The following is a 15,542-nucleotide window of genomic DNA, read 5'->3' as shown; positions in this document are numbered from 1 at the left end:
TGCCGGGCAGTCACTGCACCAGAGATACCGCCGCCGAAAAGCTGAGAAAGGAGGCCGCCGTCGTCACCAGGATGATGCGCGCGATGCGCCCGTTGTCCGCACCCATGCGCTCGGCCAGCAGCGACACGTTGCTGGCGCTGGGCAGCGCGGCGGTCAGCACCATGACCGTGAGCGCAAAGGGGCTCAGCCCCGCGCCCCACTGCATGGCCGTAGCCCCCACCGCCAGCACCAGCAGCGGGTGCAGCAGCAGCTTCATCAGCGCCACGGGCAGGTAGTCCGACACCGGCATGGGGTGGCTGGCCTGGATTTGGGACCGCGCCAGCACCGCGCCAATGGTGAACAGCGCCACCGGCGAGGCCGCATCGGCCAGCAGCCAGGCGGTCTTTTCCACCGGCGCGGGCAGGCGCCACTCCAGGTACGAGGCCAGCGCGCCGCCCAGAATCGCCCAGGGCATGGGGTTGGCGGCCACACCGCGCAGCGCCTTGCGCGCAGCGTCCAGCATGGCGGCGCGGCCATGGCCCTGGCCATCGTCCAGGCGCGAGAGCGCCACGCACAGCGAGCTGGTGACCACCATGTCCACCACGATCATCACAATCACCGGCCCGGCCGCCTGCGCACCCAGCAGCGCCACCAGCAGCGGCACGCCCATGAAGCCTGAATTGGGAAACGCCGCCACCAGCGCGCCAAAGGCCGCATCGTTCCAGCGGATGCGCTCGTTGCGCGTCACCGCAATGGCAAACGCCACCAGCACCAGGCCGCACAGCAGGTACACCGCCGCCACCGACAGGTCGAGCAACTGCGCGATCGGCGTGGTCGAGCCAAAGCGGTACAGCATGCACGGCAGCGCGAAGAACAGCACAAAGCCGTTGAGCCCCGGAATGGCCTCCAGCGGCAACATGCGCCGCTGCGCCGCCAGGTAGCCGGCGAGCACAAGCGCGAAAAAGGGGAAGGTGACGAGCAGGATGGAGAGCACGGTGCCTGGGATTGTCTCAGCAGTGCCCAGGGCATGCCTGACCCCTGGCTTGCGCCGGTATGATCCAGCGCTTTGCCCCTTGCGCCACCCCATGTCTGTCGGTCTCAACCTCGCCCAGCTCCAGGCCGTCCGTTTCACCAGCGGGCCCTGCCTGGTGCTGGCCGGCGCCGGGTCGGGCAAGACGCGGGTGATCACGCACAAGATTGCGCACCTGATCGAGCAGGGGATGGAGCCCAAGCGCATTGCGGCCATCACCTTCACCAACAAGGCGGCGGCCGAGATGCGCGAGCGCGCCAAGGGGCTGATCGGCAAGGCGGCCAAGGACGTGGTGGTGTGCACCTTCCACGCACTGGGCGTGCGCATGGTGCGCGAGGACGGCAAGGTGCTGGGCCTCAAGCCCCAGTTCAGCATCCTGGACCAGGACGACGTGACCAGCATCCTGAAGGACGCTGCGGGCGGCACCACCGACGCCGCCACGGCGCGCCAGTGGCAGTGGACCATCAGCCTGTGGAAGAACATGGGCCTGAACGCCACGCAGGCCCTGGCCCAGGCCAAGGACGACCACGAGCGCAGCATTGCCCTCATCATGCAGCGCTACGAGGAGCGGCTGACGGCCTACCAGAGCGTGGACTTCGACGACCTCATCAGCCTGCCGCTGAAACTCCTGCGCGACCACCCCGAGGTGCGCGCCAAGTGGCAGCAGCAGCTCGGCCATGTGCTGGTGGACGAATACCAGGACACCAACGCCACGCAGTACGAACTGCTCAAGCTGCTGGTGGGGCAGCGCGGGCGCTTTACCGCCGTGGGCGACGATGACCAGTCCATCTACGGCTGGCGCGGCGCCACGCTGGACAACCTGAAAAAACTGCCGGTGGACTACCCGCAGCTCAAGGTCATCAAGCTGGAGCAGAACTACCGCTCCACCAGCGCCATCCTGCGTGCGGCCAACAACGTGATCGGGCCCAACCCCAAGCTGTTCCCCAAGACGCTGTTCAGCGAGCTGGGCGAGGGCGAGCCAGTGCGCGTGGTGGACGCCGACAGCGAGGAGCACGAGGCCGAGCGCGCCGTGGCGCGCCTGCAGGGCCTGCGCGCCGCCGCCAACCCGCCGCCGGACTGGAAGAGCTTCGCCATCCTGTACCGCGCCAACCACCAGGCCAAGCCGTTCGAGAAGGCGCTGCGCAAGGCCAACATCCCGTACAAGGTGTCGGGCGGAACGAGCTTTTTTGACCGTGCTGAAATCCGCGACCTGTGCGCCTGGTTCCGGCTTTGGATCAACAGCGACGACGACCCGGCGTTTCTGCGTGCCATCACCGCGCCCAAGCGCGGCATCGGCCACACCACGCTGGGGCAGCTCGGCGCCTTTGCCACGGCCCACCACACCAGCCTGTTTGCCGCGCTGTTTTCCCCCATGCTGCCCGCCACCCTGCCCCGGCGTGCGCTGGACGGCCTGCACGAGTTTGGCCGCTACATCAACGACCTGGAGTACCGCGCGCGCCAGACCCGGGGGGCCGAGGCGGCGCGCGCCTTTCTGACCGAATGGCTGCAGGAGATCGGCTACGAAAAGCACCTCTACGACGGCGAGGACAGCGAGAAGTTGGCGGCCGCGCGCTGGAGCAACGTGCTGGAGTTCTGCGACTGGATGGCGCAGCGCGCGGGCGGCCAGATCGACGACACGGCGGGCGCCACCACGCAGATGGAAACCAAAAGCCTGCTGGAGGTGGCGCAGAACATCGCGCTGCTGTCCACCCTGTCCGAGCGCGAGAAGGACCAGGACGTGGTGACGCTCTCCACACTGCACGCCTCCAAGGGCCTGGAGTGGCCGCATGTGATCCTGGCGGGCGTGACCGAGGGCATGCTGCCCTTCAAGTTGGATGACGACGACGGGCGCCAGCAAAAGCTGAGCGACGACACCATCGCCCGCCTGCAGGAAGAGCGCCGCCTGATGTACGTGGGCATCACGCGCGCGCAGCGCACGCTGGCCGTGAGCTGGACGAAAAAACGCAAGAAGGGCCGCGAGATGGTGGCGGCCCAGCCCAGCCGCTTCATCGCCGAGATGGCGCTGTCGGCCACCACCGCGCGCGAAGACCCGCGCGAAAAGCTCAAGGCCCTGCGCGCCGAGTTCGCACGCAAGGCCCAGGAACGCGCCGAGCCCCCGGTGGTTTGACGCATTTTGCTACTGTTTTTATAGCTGATTGCGCTTGTAGAATAAGCGCTGCAGCCCATTTTTACTTCAATTTCCGCCATGCTCCCATCCCCTCGTTCTCCGTCCTTGAAGGCCGCAGGTGTGGTGCTGGCTGGTGCGCTGGCCGCGCCACTGGCCCAGGCCAGCAGCGCCGCAGACCCCACCCACCCCGCCTGGCAGCGCTGCACCGCGCTGGCCGACAGCGCCCAGCGCCTGGCCTGTTTTGATGCCTGGGCCGGCCAGCAGGCCTGGCAGGCCCCCGCCGCCAGCAGTGCGCAAGCGGCTGCCCAGGAGCCCCCCAGCGGACTGCCCGACCCGGTGGACACCACCCTGCCTGCCACGCGCATGATCGAGGTGGCCCAGGTCGAGGGCTGCCGCGACACGCAGTATTCCGAGCTGTCGCGCTTCTGGGAGCTGGAGATGGGCAGCAGTTGCGGCACCTTCCGCTTTCGGGGCTACCGGCCGCTGAGCGCCTCGGTGGTGGCCTCCGACAGCGTGAACCGCCAGCCCAGCTCCCCCGCGCCCGAGCACACCGCCCTCTCCAGCGTGGCCTACCGCAGCACCGAAGCGCGCCTGCAGCTTTCGGTGCGCACCAAGATTGCGCAAAGCCTGCTCACGCAGGACCACCCCACGCACAAGGATTCGCTGTGGTTTGGCTACACCCAGCAGTCGTACTGGCAGTTGTTCAGCCCGCACATCTCGCGCCCGTTCCGCACCACCGACCACGCGCCCGAGGTGATGTACGTGTATCCCACCGACGCGCAGCTCCCCTGGGGCTGGCGCTGGCGCTACAGCGGCATCGGCGTGGTGCACCAGTCCAACGGCCAGAGCCTGCCGCTGTCGCGCAGCTGGAACCGCACCTACCTGATGACTGGCATGGAGCTGGGCAACCAATGGAGCGTGAATGCGCGTATCTGGAAGCGCATCCCCGAAAAGGCCGAGAGCGACGACAACCCCGGTATCAGCGACTACGTGGGCCGGGGCGAACTGTCCGCCTTCTGGAACCTGAACCGCGACCACACCCTGGGCGTGACGCTGCGCCATTCGCTCTCGTCCACCTCGCGCGGCTCGGTGCGGCTGGAATGGATGCAAAGCCTGGGCGCAGGGCTGGGCGGCGGCAAGAGCAACCTGCGCCTGCACACCCAGCTCTTCAGCGGCTACGGCGACAGCCTGGTGGACTACAACCGCAAGCGCACCGTGTTCACCCTGGGCCTGAGCCTGGTGGACTTTTGAGGGATCAGCTGATCTGACACAAGCCGTTACGCAATCGCATGCCGGTTTTCTTGTGACGGACATGTCCCCACGCGACAATCCGCAGCGCGCCCGGCGGCCCGTGACGGCGTGTCGGCGATAAGCGGCACATTACCGCCTTTATTCCAACGCATTGCGGGTGGCCACAGACCGGACAATTCAGCCATCGGAGATGACGACCCATGGACTTGCAATACCAGCTCAAGGCAGGCAGCTACTACCTGTATGACATGCGTGAGGCCCCCAGCGCCATCACCGGCGAGCGGCGCTTCAAGCTCAAGACCGACACCGTGGCCATCGCGTTCGACATGCACACGGGCCAGGTGCACCAGCACGGCAGCCCCACGCGCATCCAGTCCTGGGCCAGCAACATGCGCCGCCGCCTGCGCGCTGCGGGCGCGCAGGAAGTGGCCAACGACATCGTGGTCGTCTCCGGCCCGCTGCCCGTGGATGAGCTGAACAAGTGCCTGTGGGTGCGTGGCTATGTGCGCCGCATGTTTTCGCGCCTGTCCACCCTGCCCCACGGCAAGCTGCAGGCGCCGCGCGAGCCGTTCCGCAAAGCCGCTTGAAACCACGGCCAGCGCCTCTCACCCATCAGGTGGATGGCTCAGCGTCTTCTTCGCCCTCTTCGCCTTCCTCCAGCACCTCAGCGTGCTTGACGACGGTCACTGGCACCGGGCTGGCATGCACCAGTTCCTGCGACACCGAACCCAGCAGCGCGCTGCTCAGCGCCCCCTGACCGCGCGCACCGATCACCACCATGTCGCAGCCCGTGCTCTCGGCGATGTCCACCAGCGTGTGCGCCGGGTCGCCCACGCCCACTTCGGTCACGTAGTCCAGGCCGGCCTCGTCGAGCAGGGCGCGGGCCGAGGCCATCAGGTGCTCGCCGGCCTCGATGCTGGCGGCGGCGATCAGGTCGGGGTCGCGCGAAACCACCAGCTCGTACAGCGAGGCCGGCTCCTGCACATTGGCCAGCACGAAGTCGGCCTGCAGGCCGTCACGGGTCAACTGCACCGCGTGGTGCACGGCATCGAGCGCGAGTTCCGAGCCGTCAACGGCGATAAGGATTCGGGGCATGGCAATTCCTTTTGTGATGTGCTTGATCCAGTGTAGCGGGCCCGGACGTGTGCACCGCACGACCGCGTCCATCTGGGACAATCGCGCCCATGCTGCAGTTTGAACTCCTCACCACCGACACGGGCAGCCACGCCCGTCGCGGCCGCCTCACGCTCAACCATGGCGTGGTGCAAACGCCCATCTTCATGCCCGTGGGCACCTACGGCACGGTCAAGGGTGTCATGCCCCAGAGCCTGCACGACATGGGCGCGCAAATCATTCTGGGCAACACCTTCCACCTGTGGATGCGCCCTGGGCTGGACGTGATGCAGAGCTTTGGCGGCCTGCACGCCTTCGAGCAATGGCACAAGCCCATCCTCACCGACTCGGGCGGTTTCCAGGTCTGGAGCCTGGGGCCCATGCGCAAGATCACCGAAGAGGGCGTGCACTTTTCCTCGCCCGTCAACGGCGACAAGCTCTTCATGTCGCCCGAGGTGAGCATGCAGATCCAGACGGTGCTCAACTCCGACATCGTGATGCAGCTCGACGAGTGCACGCCCTACGAAACCAACGGCCACAAGACCACCGAGCACGAAGCGCGCAAGTCCATGGAAATGAGCCTGCGCTGGGCCCAGCGCTCCAAGGACGAGTTCCAGCGCCTGGGCAATCCAAACGCACTGTTCGGCATCGTTCAGGGCGGTATGTACAAGAACCTGCGCCAGGAATCGCTCGAAGCCCTGGTGGCCATGGACTTCCCCGGCTACGCCGTGGGCGGTGTCAGCGTGGGCGAGCCCAAGGACGAGATGCTGGACATCATGGCGCACACGCCGCACCGCCTGCCCGCCCACAAGCCACGCTACCTGATGGGCGTGGGCACGCCCGAAGACCTGGTGGAAGGCGTGGCCCAAGGCGTGGACATGTTCGATTGCGTGATGCCCACGCGCAACGCACGCAACGGCACCATCTTCACGCGCTACGGCGACCTGAAGATCCGCAACGCGCGCCACAAGGCCGACCACCAGCCGCTCGATACCAGCTGCACCTGCCACGCCTGCGCGGGCAAGGACGCCGTAGCCTGGGACGCTGGCGGGCGCGGCGGCTTTTCGCGCGCCTACCTGCACCACCTGGACCGCTGCGGCGAGATGCTGGGCCCCATGCTCACCACCGTGCACAACCTGCACTACTACCTGAACCTGATGCGCGAAGTGCGCGAGGCGCTGGACGCCGGGCGCTTTGGCGAATTTCGGGCGCAGTTCAAGGCAGATCGGGCGCGGGGAGTTTAATTTTGCGGTTACGCTTATCCTTGCATTTTCGACATGTACATGCATAAAATGCAAGAATGTTTGAGCGAAAAATCATGGCCAGTCTGCGCGAAGACCTGGCCAGCACCCCTGCTGTAGCCCTTCTGGGGCCCCGCCAGGCGGGCAAAACCACCGTTGCGCACGAACTGGCCCAGCAGTCCGACAACGTGTATCTTGATCTGGAATCAGAGCTGGATCGCGCCAAACTCGCATCGCCGGAGCTCTACTTGGCAGAGCGTCTGGACAGGCTGGTCGTATTGGATGAAGTGCACCGCGTTCCTGGCCTGTTCCCAGTGCTACGCGGACTGATTGACCGGGCACGGCGCAGCGGCCGACGCAGTGGCCTGTACCTGCTGCTGGGTTCCGCCTCACTCGATCTGCTGCAGCAAGCCGGCGAGAGCCTGGCGGGGCGTATCGCCTACCGCGAGCTGACTCCTTTCAACGTCCAGGAACTGCCAGAGGCCGAGCACACGCGCCTGTGGGTACGGGGCGGATTCCCTGAAAGCTATCTCGCCCGCACCCCTGCCGCCAGCCTGCGCTGGCGGCAAGATTTCATTCGCACCTATGTGGAGCGCGACATCCCACTGTTTGGCGGGCGCGTAGGCTCCGAGGCATTGCGCCGCCTGTGGGGCATGTTGGCCCATCAGCAAGGGGCATTGGTCAACGCCTCGGTGCTGGCACGCAGCCTCGCCCTGGACATGCGCACCGTCAACCGCTACCTGGATCTGCTGGTCGAGATGTTTTTGGTGCGGCGACTGGAACCCTGGCACGCCAACCTGGGCAAACGCCTGACCAAATCGCCCAAACTCTATGTGCGTGACAGCGGCTTGCTGCACGCACTGCTGGGCCTGCCCGACGAAGAGGCGCTGCTGGGCCACCCCGTCGTGGGCGCGAGCTGGGAGAGCTTTGTGCTGGAGAATCTCATCACCGCCGCAGGAACCAGCGCCAGCGCCCACTTCTACCGCACCAGCGGCGGCGCTGAGGTCGATTTGCTCTTGAACTGGCCCAGCGGCGAATGCTGGGCCATCGAAGTCAAGCGCAGCCTCGCGCCCAAGGTCGAACGCGGTTTCCACAGCGCCTGCGAAGACCTGCAACCCACGCGCAAACTGGTCATCTACCCCGGCGACGAACCCTTCCCCCTGGGCCATGGCGTGCAGGCTATGCCGCTGGCCACGTTGTGCCACGAACTTGCCATGAGGGCCTATCCATAATCCCGCTACCATGGCACGCATGCTGACCGTACACCACCTCGAAACCTCGCGCTCGCAGCGCGTCCTGTGGCTGCTGGAAGAACTGGGCGTGCCCTATGACCTGCGGCTGTACCGGCGCGACCCGCGCACCAAGCTGGCGCCCGCCTCACTCAAGGCCGTACACCCTCTGGGCAAGTCGCCGGTCATCACCGACGGAGACGACGTGATCGCAGAATCGGGCGCCATCATCGAATACCTGGCGGAACGCTTTGCCTGCGGCGCTCCGGCCGATCTGGCGCACCTGGTGCCCCAGCCCGGCACGCCCGAGCACCGCCAGTGCCGCTTCTGGATGCACTACGCCGAAGGATCTCTGATGAACTGGCTGGTGATGAAGCTGGTGTTCCTCACCATCCCCACGCAACCCATGCCCTTTTTTGTGCGCCCCATTGCGCGCACGCTGTGCGATCAGGTGCAGAAAAAACTCATCGACCCCAACCTGAGCACCGCACTGGACTTCATGGAGGGCCACCTCGCGCAGCACGCCTGGTTTGCGGGCGAGCACCTGAGCATGGCGGACTTCCAGATGAGCTTTGCCGTGGAGGCCGCCCTCGCGCGCACCGACGCTGCATCGCACCACCCCCACCTGCTGGCCTACCGCGAGCGCATGCAGCAGCGCCCGGCCTACCAGCGCGCGCTGGCCAAGGGTGGGCCGGTGGTGATGGGGGGCTGAACAGCCCAGCGGGAAGACAGCCCCTGCGCCGGAGCCGGGGCCGCCGTGCGGAGCGGGTTGTCAGTCCAGCAGCTCGGGGGGCAGCGTGCCGCCGTGGGCGGCAATGCGGCTCATCACCTGCTTGTGCAGCCAGATGTTCCAGGCAGCAGAACCAGGCTCATCGTTGCCAGAGTAGCCCAGTTCGGCCGCCAGTTCCTTGCGGGCCGACAGGCTGCTGTCCAGCCCCAGCAACTTGAGCAGGTCCACGATGGAGGTACGCCAGTTCAGCCCCTTGGCTCCGGGCATGGCGTCCAGAATGGGGGCCACTTCCCCCAGCGGGATGGAAGCCGGGCCTGCGGGCACGGGGGATGCCGCAGGGGCAGCACCAGACGCTGCAGCAGGCGGCGCCGCCACTATTTCTTCGGCCTTGGCCGAGGGGAAAATCTTGGAAAAAATCTTGGCGAAAAAACCCATGGGGTATTACCTCCTGTAGCAGGGTGGAACAGAACCGGACACGCTGCAGGCCTGCAGGGTGTCCGGTGGGGTTCTATCACACCTCTGTGGCAGGCCTGCCCGACTGGGCCCCCGTGCCGCAGGCATGGCAGAAACGGGCAAAGGCACTCTTGCGCGTGCTGCAATGGCCACAGCGATCGAACAGACCGATGCCGCAGTGCGGGCAGAAGTCGATCTTCTCGTTTTTCAGGTCCACCAGCCGCTCGCAACCTGGGCACACATTCTTGGCCAGGCGCGCCAGGGCCACGTCGTAGCCCAGCTCCTTGCGGCGCTCCTGGTCGGGCATGGATTCGGCCTGCTTCTGGCGCTCCAGGTAGCGGTTGAGCGCCAGGATGGCGTAGCGCCCCACCAGCACCGTGATGGCTATGCCCACCACATAGCGCACATAGCCGCCATAGCTGGGCAGGTAGGGCACCAGTTCGACGAAGAAGGCGAACAGCGCGAAAAAGATGAAGCCCCAGACAAAGGGCCAGTAGGTACCCTTGCGCTTCTTCACGAACAGCCAGCCTGCCACCACCAGCAGCGGGAGTGTGAGCGCCAGGCGGTACAGAAAGACGCGCAGCTCCACCTTGCGGCGCTCCACACCCAGCTTCTCATAAGCGCTGGATTCCATGCGGCTGAGCTGCCGCTGCGCGGCCGTGGCGGCCTGGCGGGCATCGAGCAAGGCCTGCTGCTGCGCCTCGACCGCCTGCTGCGTGCGCTGTTCGGTCTGCTTCAGCCCATCCAGCACCTTGGTGCGCGCCATTACCTCCGGGTCGTGCTCCACCCGCTGCGTCACGCTGCGCGCGGCCAGCCAGTTGTTGAAGGTCTCGCGCGCCGCCTGGCTTTCGCTGCGCGCCTTGCTGCGCTGCAGTTGCGCTTGCTCCAGCGCGGTCTGCGCATCCTGCTCGGCCTGGCGCTGGTCCCGGATTTGCGCGCGCAGCTTCTCGGCCTCGGCACGGTCCAGAAAGTCATCCACCTGCAGCGGCGTCTCTACCTTGGGCAGGTCGCCCACGATGGTGCCGCCCAGGCCGATCAGGAAACCCGCAAACACCACCGCCACCAGCCACAGGCCGCGACGGAACCATTTTTCAGACAGTCGCAATGCTTTGCTCATGATTCCCCTCTCGTTGATGCACTACCAATTTGATAGCTGATAGCGCTTTACCGTCAAGCGTTAGCGCCCGATTTGATTCAATATTTCACGGAAAACACCACGGGCTTGGATGCCAGTTGCGCCCGCGGCAGCCAGGCCAGCACCGAATCGACGGTGACGGTTTCGATGCGGTCGGCGAAGCGCTGCTCGCTCGGGTGGTCGTCGAACGCGATGTTGGCCGAGCCCATGCGCCCGCCCAGGCGCGTGAGCGCGCCGATCTTCAGCACGCTGGGTTGGTAGCCCTTGAACTGCAGCCAGGCCTGGGCCTGGTCGCGCGTGCGCACGCTGTCGGGCTCCATGGCCAGGGCCAGGGTCTCCAGCGCCCACTGGTTGGACTGCTGGTACTTGCGCCCCCAGGCGTAGCTGACCATGCTGTAGGGCGCGTGCTGCAGCGCGCGGGCGCGGGCGCTGTCTTCCAGCACCGGCAGCAGGCGCTGCTGCACCTCCGGCGTGGGCACGGCCCAGACGGCCTCGTAGCGCCACAGGTCGTCAAGGAAGAACTCGCCCAGCCCCTGGCGGTACAGGTGGCCCACGGCGCTGCCGCATTCGTTGAGCTTGTGCACCACGCGCCAGGGCCCCTCGGGCGTCTTGTAGGCCCAGCCCAGGTGGGAGTAGCGCAGGCCATACTTGCCCAGGTCCTGCCCGGCGCGGCCCAGCACCACCACGCGGGCGCCGCTGCGCGCATGCTCGGCGTCGAGCGCGGCTGCCGTCTGCTGCGCCAGTTGCATGCCGCGTTCGATGAGCTGGGGCGTGGGCTTGCGCGCCTCGCAGGAGCGGCCCGCATGGGCCGGCGCGGCGGCCAGCAACAGCGCCGCCAGGGTCAGCGCGGTGAGGGGAACGGTGCAACGTGCCATGGCGCTGTTCCTCACAGGCGTTCGTTGTGCAGCAGGGCGCGGCCCAGGGCGTTGGGCACGAAGGCCAGCACCTCGCCCGCCACCGACAGCACCACGCCGGTGCCGATCACGCTGCAAGTCACTACCGTGCCCACACCGTAAGCGGAGGCCGCCACGCCGCGCCCCGCCAGCTCGACGCTGACGCGCGCACCGTCGGAGGCCCGCTCCAGCACATATACCGTGCCCACGGCCGAGGCCTCGATGGATTTCACGGTGAGCACCGCCCCGGCCACCGACAGCGCGGCAGGCAAGGCGACCACCGCGCCGGACGCCGCAGCGCCCACCGAGGCCGTGCCCACCACCGAGGCCACGGGCAGCAACGAGAGTGCGGCCGAGGCCTCGCTCTGGGCACGCGCCGGGGCCGACACCAGGGCACCGGCCAGGCATGCCGCCAGCCACAGGCGGGCCAGGGTTTTGTTCAGCAATGCAGTCATGGTTCACTCCTTTGGGTTCGTACACATCATTCGGCACTGGCGGCGGCGCGGGTGGCCTCGCGGCGGCCCTGCAGACGCGCTTCGAGCAGGTCGGCCTCGTGGCGGTCGCGCAGCATCTTGGCCAGCGTGAACGCGGTGGTCACCAGGTACAGCCAGCTCACGCCGAGAAAGGCTTTGTAGGTCACGTTGATGTCCATGCCCAGCAGTCCCCAGCCGGTCAGGCCCATGGCGACGGCAAAGCCACCCCAGACGACCAGCTTCCACAGCGGGGTATCTCCCGCATCGCGCCGACTGCCAGCGTTGTCGCGCACGAACTTGGCCAGCGCGAACACGGTGGACAGGCAGAAGACATAGCCCATCACCATGAACACCTGCTCCAGTGGCTCGCCCGGCAGCCAGGCCAGACCGACGGCGCAGAGGAACACGGCAATGCCGAAGGAAACCCAGACCTGGAGCTGCCAGGCACGGGTATCACGCTGGACGACGATGGGAGCAGAGGACATGGCGGTCTGGGCACTGGGGCCGTGGTTGAACATGGGCCGCATGGTGCCGGTGCGGCGCTGCGCTGTCCGTGCCTGGATGACAAAGCGCTCCCACTCAACCCTCGAAGTATCGCTTTTCGATACTTTGAGCCCGTATGCCGCACAAAAACCCTGTGTCGGCAGCGGCCGGCGCGTACGCGACACCCGTGCACGACACGCCTCTTTCACAATCGCCGTTCGCGCCCCTGCCGCGCAAACAACCGAGAAAGAGACATGCCATGACCAAACCCTTTGACCTCGTCGTCCACGGCGCCACCGGCTTCACCGGCCGCCTCGTCGTCGAATACCTGCTGCAGCGCTACCCCGCGGGCAGCGGCATGCGCTGGGCCATGGGCGGACGCAGCGCCGAGAAGCTCGCCGCCGTGCGCGACGAACTCGGCGCTCCGGCCGACACCCCGCTCGTCGTGACCGACACCACCGATGCCGCCAGCCTGCAGGCGCTGCTGGACAGCACCCGCCTGGTGCTGACCACCGTGGGCCCCTACCAGCTCTACGGCAACGAACTCGTGGCCGCCTGCGCCAAGGCCGGCGTGGACTACGTGGACCTGTGCGGCGAACCTGCCTGGATGCGCCGCATGATCGACGCGCACGAGGCCCAGGCGAAGGCCAGCGGCGCGCGCATCGTGTTCTCGTGCGGCTTCGACTCGATCCCGTTCGACCTGGGCGTGTTCCTGCTGCAAACCGAAATGAAGGCGCGTTTCGGCCAGCCCGCCCACCGCGTGCGCGGCCGCGTGCGCAAGATGAAGGGCACCTTCTCGGGCGGCACGGCCGCGAGCCTCAAGGCCACGCTGGCCGCTGCCGCCAGCGAGCCCGGCGTGCTCGACCTGCTGCGCGACCCGTTCGCGCTCACACCCGGCTTCACCGGCCCGCGCCAGCCCTCGGGCGCCAAGCCCATGGTGGACGAGGCCCTGGGCGAAGGTGTCTGGGTGGCACCGTTCGTCATGGCGGCCATCAACACGCGCAACGTGCACCGCTCCAACTTCCTGCTGGGCCATGCCTATGGCGCGGACTTTGTGTACGACGAGATGCTGGTCACCGGCCCAGGCGCCAAGGGCGAGGCTTTTGCCAACGCCGTGGCGGCCGACAAATCGCTGGGTTCGGACAGCGGCCCCAAACCTGGCGAAGGACCCTCGCGTGAAGAACGCGAAGCCGGGCACTACGACGTGCTGTTCCTCGGCGAAGATGCCCAGGGCCACCGCCTGAGCGTGGCGGTGACGGGCGACCGCGACCCCGGCTACGGCTCGACCTCCAAGATGATCGCCGAGGCCGCCGTGTGCCTGCTGGAGAACCGCGGCACGCCCGGCGGCATCTGGACCACCGCCCCGGCGCTGGGCCAGGCGCTGATCGATCGGCTGCAGGCGAATGCTGGGCTGACGTTCAGCGTCGAATAGACGCCTCACGCCTGCAGCAGACCGGCCACGCGCGCCTGCAGGGCCTCGGGCTGCGCCTGTGCGGGCGGCACGGGCGCGCCCACGTTCAGCCCCACGCGGTTGAACAGGCCGCGCCGGAACGGGCGCACCATGGCGCCGCCCTGCTCGATGCGGCTGAAGTACGAGCCCCACAGGTTGGTCAGCGCCATGGGGATCACGGGCACGTCCAGGCCGTCGGCACGGGCACGGTCCAGGATCTTGACGATGCCGCCCTTGAAGGGCTGCAACTGCCCGTCGCGGGTGATGCCGCCCTCGGGGAAGATGGCCAGCAGGTCGCCCTCGCGCAGCACCTGGGCGGCACGCTCGAAGGCGGCCTCGTAGGTTTGCGGGTCTTCCTTGTAGGGCGCCACCGGGATGGCCTTGGCCAGCTTGAACAGCCAGCCCAGCACCGGGATGCGGAAGATGCGGTGGTCCATCACAAAGTAGATGGGGCGCGGGCTGGCGGCCATGAGCAGCACGGCATCGACAAAGCTCACATGGTTGCAGGCCAGCACGGCGGAGCCTTGCGCGGGCAGGTACTCATCGCCCTGCACCTTGAAACGGTACACAAAGCGCGAGAGCACCCAGGCCACGAAGCGCAGCAGGTATTCGGGCACGAGCAGGAAGATGTAGAACGCCACCACGGCGTTGGCCAGGCCGGTGAAAAGGAAGATCTGCGGCACGGTGAAGCCCGCGCCCAGCAGCGCGCCGGCGATCAGCGAGCTGGCGATCATGAACAGCGCGTTGAGGATGTTGTTGGCCGCGATGATGCGCGCGCGGTGCGTGGGCTGGGCGCGCATCTGGATCAGTGCGTACATGGGCACGCTGTACAGGCCCGCAAACAGCGACAGCAGCGCCAGGTCCAGCATCACGCGCCAGTGCGCGCCCTGCTCCAGGAAGGCGCCCAGACCCATGATCTCGGCGGGGGGCAGACTGCGCGAGGCAAAGTACAGGTCGATGGAGAACACGCTCATGCCGATGGCGCCCAGCGGCACCAGGCCGATCTCCACATGGCGGCGCGAGAGCACCTCGCACAAGAGCGAGCCGATGCCGATGCCCACCGAGAACACCACCAGCAGCAGCGAAGCCACCTGCTCGTTGCCGTGCAGCACCTCCTTGGCGAGGCTGGGGAACTGGCTCAGGAACACGGCGCCGAAGAACCACATCCAGCTGATGCCCAGCAGCGAGCGGAACACCACGATGTTCTGGTGCGCCAGCTTGAGGTTGCGCCAGGTCTCGCTCACCGGGTTCCAGTTGACCTTGAGCCCCGGATCGGTGGCGGGCAGCGAGGGAATGAACTCGGCCAGCACCCGCCCCACGATGGCTGCGCCCACGCAGGCAAAGCCCACATGGTGCGCGCCGATCTCGGGCACGGCGATGATCAGCCCGCCCGCCACGTTGCCCAGCAGGATGGCCACGAAGGTGCCCATCTCCACCATGCCGTTGCCGCCGGTCAGCTCGCGCTCGTTGAGCACCTGCGGCAGGTAGGCGAACTTGACCGGCCCGAACAGCGTGGAGTGCAGCCCCATGAGGAAGGTGCAGCCCAGCAGCACCGGCACGTTGTGCGAGAAAAAGCCCCAGGCGGCCAGCGCCATGATGGCCATCTCCAGGCGCTTGACGAAGCGGATCAGCACCTTCTTGTCGTACTTGTCGGCCAGTTGCCCGCTGGTGGCCGAAAACAGCAGGAAGGGCAGGATGAACAGCGCGCCGATCACCAGGCCCGCCATGGCCGGCTGCAGCCAGGCCACGTTGATCTGGTAGGTCACCATCACCGTGAAGGCGAACTTGAACAGGTTGTCGTTCGCGGCGCCGGAGAACTGCGTCCAGAAGAAGGGCGCGAAGCGCCGCTGGCGCAGCAGGGCGAACTGGTTCGGATCCTCATGGCCGCTGCCATGGGCTTGGGGTGCGGGTGTGCTCATGCGTCTCTCCGTGCTTCTGGGCTTCTTCTTGGCTT

At 67.0% G+C, this 15,542-nt stretch carries 15 protein-coding genes; 7 read left to right on the top strand and 8 right to left on the bottom strand.

Features of this window, described 5'->3' with window-relative positions:
• Positions 1-10: 10 nt before the first annotated feature.
• Positions 11-973, bottom strand: a complete 963-nt coding sequence (locus GWK50_RS02225) for an AEC family transporter (protein WP_162015097.1) — start codon at positions 971-973, stop codon at positions 11-13.
• 91 nt (positions 974-1,064) lie between these two features.
• Between GWK50_RS02225 and GWK50_RS02220 the strand changes: the two genes are divergently transcribed.
• The 3 genes from GWK50_RS02220 to GWK50_RS02210 all read left to right on the top strand — a co-directional run bounded on the left by GWK50_RS02220 (position 1,065) and on the right by GWK50_RS02210 (position 4,975).
• Positions 1,065-3,137, top strand: a complete 2,073-nt coding sequence (locus GWK50_RS02220; protein ID WP_162015096.1) for a UvrD-helicase domain-containing protein — start codon at positions 1,065-1,067, stop codon at positions 3,135-3,137.
• Positions 3,138-3,215: 78 nt separating this feature from the next.
• Complete coding sequence (locus tag GWK50_RS02215; RefSeq protein ID WP_162015095.1) at positions 3,216-4,388, top strand: phospholipase A; 1,173 nt, start codon at positions 3,216-3,218, stop codon at positions 4,386-4,388.
• 200 nt (positions 4,389-4,588) lie between these two features.
• Entirely contained in the window at positions 4,589-4,975 is a 387-nt protein-coding gene (locus GWK50_RS02210) for a hypothetical protein (RefSeq protein WP_162015094.1), read from the top strand.
• A 25-nt stretch (positions 4,976-5,000) separates the two neighbouring features.
• Here the strand turns inward: GWK50_RS02210 and GWK50_RS02205 are convergent, their stop codons facing one another.
• Positions 5,001-5,483 (bottom strand): universal stress protein, encoded by a 483-nt coding sequence (locus tag GWK50_RS02205; RefSeq protein ID WP_162015093.1) that lies wholly within the window; start codon positions 5,481-5,483, stop codon positions 5,001-5,003.
• Positions 5,484-5,572: 89 nt separating this feature from the next.
• On the opposite strand from GWK50_RS02205, the gene tgt reads away from it, so the two are divergent.
• From tgt to GWK50_RS02190, 3 genes are read left to right on the top strand one after another with little or no spacing between them, the layout of a single operon-like run.
• Positions 5,573-6,745, top strand: a complete 1,173-nt coding sequence (gene tgt, locus GWK50_RS02200; protein WP_162015092.1) for a tRNA guanosine(34) transglycosylase Tgt — start codon at positions 5,573-5,575, stop codon at positions 6,743-6,745.
• Between the two features lie 56 nt (positions 6,746-6,801).
• Positions 6,802-7,974, top strand: coding sequence for an ATP-binding protein (locus tag GWK50_RS02195; protein WP_162015091.1), 1,173 nt, complete (start codon positions 6,802-6,804; stop codon positions 7,972-7,974).
• Positions 7,975-7,993: 19 nt separating this feature from the next.
• Positions 7,994-8,683: a glutathione S-transferase gene (locus tag GWK50_RS02190; RefSeq protein ID WP_162015090.1), complete on the top strand. Its 690-nt coding sequence runs from the start codon at positions 7,994-7,996 to the stop codon at positions 8,681-8,683.
• A 60-nt stretch (positions 8,684-8,743) separates the two neighbouring features.
• On the opposite strand, the gene GWK50_RS02185 is transcribed toward GWK50_RS02190, so the two are convergent.
• The 5 genes from GWK50_RS02185 to GWK50_RS02165 form a co-directional block, all read right to left on the bottom strand.
• Positions 8,744-9,136 carry a DUF3597 domain-containing protein gene (locus tag GWK50_RS02185; protein WP_162015089.1) on the bottom strand — a complete coding sequence of 131 codons (393 nt, stop codon included), beginning with the start codon at positions 9,134-9,136 and terminating at the stop codon, positions 8,744-8,746.
• 76 nt (positions 9,137-9,212) lie between these two features.
• Entirely contained in the window at positions 9,213-10,271 is a 1,059-nt protein-coding gene (locus tag GWK50_RS02180) for a zinc ribbon domain-containing protein (protein WP_162015088.1), read from the bottom strand.
• A gap of 77 nt (positions 10,272-10,348) precedes the next feature.
• A complete protein-coding gene (locus GWK50_RS02175) occupies positions 10,349-11,164 on the bottom strand; it encodes a DUF2145 domain-containing protein (protein WP_162015087.1) in 816 nt (271 codons plus the stop codon).
• Between the two features lie 11 nt (positions 11,165-11,175).
• Positions 11,176-11,637: a hypothetical protein gene (locus tag GWK50_RS02170; RefSeq protein ID WP_162015086.1), complete on the bottom strand. Its 462-nt coding sequence runs from the start codon at positions 11,635-11,637 to the stop codon at positions 11,176-11,178.
• A 26-nt stretch (positions 11,638-11,663) separates the two neighbouring features.
• Positions 11,664-12,140 (bottom strand): YiaA/YiaB family inner membrane protein, encoded by a 477-nt coding sequence (locus GWK50_RS02165; RefSeq protein ID WP_162015085.1) that lies wholly within the window; start codon positions 12,138-12,140, stop codon positions 11,664-11,666.
• Between the two features lie 257 nt (positions 12,141-12,397).
• On the opposite strand from GWK50_RS02165, the gene GWK50_RS02160 reads away from it, so the two are divergent.
• The gene (locus tag GWK50_RS02160; RefSeq protein ID WP_162015084.1) at positions 12,398-13,570 is read left to right on the top strand and encodes a saccharopine dehydrogenase NADP-binding domain-containing protein; all 1,173 of its coding nucleotides are present in this window, start codon (positions 12,398-12,400) and stop codon (positions 13,568-13,570) included.
• Between the two features lie 5 nt (positions 13,571-13,575).
• Here the strand turns inward: GWK50_RS02160 and GWK50_RS02155 are convergent, their stop codons facing one another.
• The gene (locus tag GWK50_RS02155) at positions 13,576-15,507 is read right to left on the bottom strand and encodes an MFS transporter (protein ID WP_162015083.1); all 1,932 of its coding nucleotides are present in this window, start codon (positions 15,505-15,507) and stop codon (positions 13,576-13,578) included.
• Between the last annotated feature and the right edge of the window lie 35 nt (positions 15,508-15,542).

This window comes from Acidovorax sp. 210-6 (assembly GCF_010020825.1).
Lineage (GTDB): Bacteria > Pseudomonadota > Gammaproteobacteria > Burkholderiales > Burkholderiaceae_C > Simplicispira > Simplicispira sedimenti.
The sequence above is the reverse complement of the archived record's forward strand: the minus strand, read 5'-3'. Positions and strand labels throughout refer to the sequence as shown.

What these genes read in the sequence shown, in the direction of transcription:
- GWK50_RS02220 (WP_162015096.1), top strand. Translation starts at nt 1,065, where the DNA reads ATGTCTGTCGGTCTCAACCTCGCCCAGCTCCAGGCCGTCCGTTTCACC.
- GWK50_RS02215 (WP_162015095.1), top strand. Translation starts at nt 3,216, where the DNA reads ATGCTCCCATCCCCTCGTTCTCCGTCCTTGAAGGCCGCAGGTGTGGTG.
- GWK50_RS02210 (WP_162015094.1), top strand. Translation starts at nt 4,589, where the DNA reads ATGGACTTGCAATACCAGCTCAAGGCAGGCAGCTACTACCTGTATGAC.
- GWK50_RS02205 (WP_162015093.1), bottom strand. Translation starts at nt 5,483, where the DNA reads ATGCCCCGAATCCTTATCGCCGTTGACGGCTCGGAACTCGCGCTCGAT.
- tgt (WP_162015092.1), top strand. Translation starts at nt 5,573, where the DNA reads ATGCTGCAGTTTGAACTCCTCACCACCGACACGGGCAGCCACGCCCGT.
- GWK50_RS02195 (WP_162015091.1), top strand. Translation starts at nt 6,802, where the DNA reads ATGTTTGAGCGAAAAATCATGGCCAGTCTGCGCGAAGACCTGGCCAGC.
- GWK50_RS02190 (WP_162015090.1), top strand. Translation starts at nt 7,994, where the DNA reads ATGCTGACCGTACACCACCTCGAAACCTCGCGCTCGCAGCGCGTCCTG.
- GWK50_RS02185 (WP_162015089.1), bottom strand. Translation starts at nt 9,136, where the DNA reads ATGGGTTTTTTCGCCAAGATTTTTTCCAAGATTTTCCCCTCGGCCAAG.
- GWK50_RS02180 (WP_162015088.1), bottom strand. Translation starts at nt 10,271, where the DNA reads ATGAGCAAAGCATTGCGACTGTCTGAAAAATGGTTCCGTCGCGGCCTG.
- GWK50_RS02175 (WP_162015087.1), bottom strand. Translation starts at nt 11,164, where the DNA reads ATGGCACGTTGCACCGTTCCCCTCACCGCGCTGACCCTGGCGGCGCTG.
- GWK50_RS02170 (WP_162015086.1), bottom strand. Translation starts at nt 11,637, where the DNA reads ATGACTGCATTGCTGAACAAAACCCTGGCCCGCCTGTGGCTGGCGGCA.
- GWK50_RS02165 (WP_162015085.1), bottom strand. Translation starts at nt 12,140, where the DNA reads ATGTCCTCTGCTCCCATCGTCGTCCAGCGTGATACCCGTGCCTGGCAG.
- GWK50_RS02160 (WP_162015084.1), top strand. Translation starts at nt 12,398, where the DNA reads ATGACCAAACCCTTTGACCTCGTCGTCCACGGCGCCACCGGCTTCACC.
- GWK50_RS02155 (WP_162015083.1), bottom strand. Translation starts at nt 15,507, where the DNA reads ATGAGCACACCCGCACCCCAAGCCCATGGCAGCGGCCATGAGGATCCG.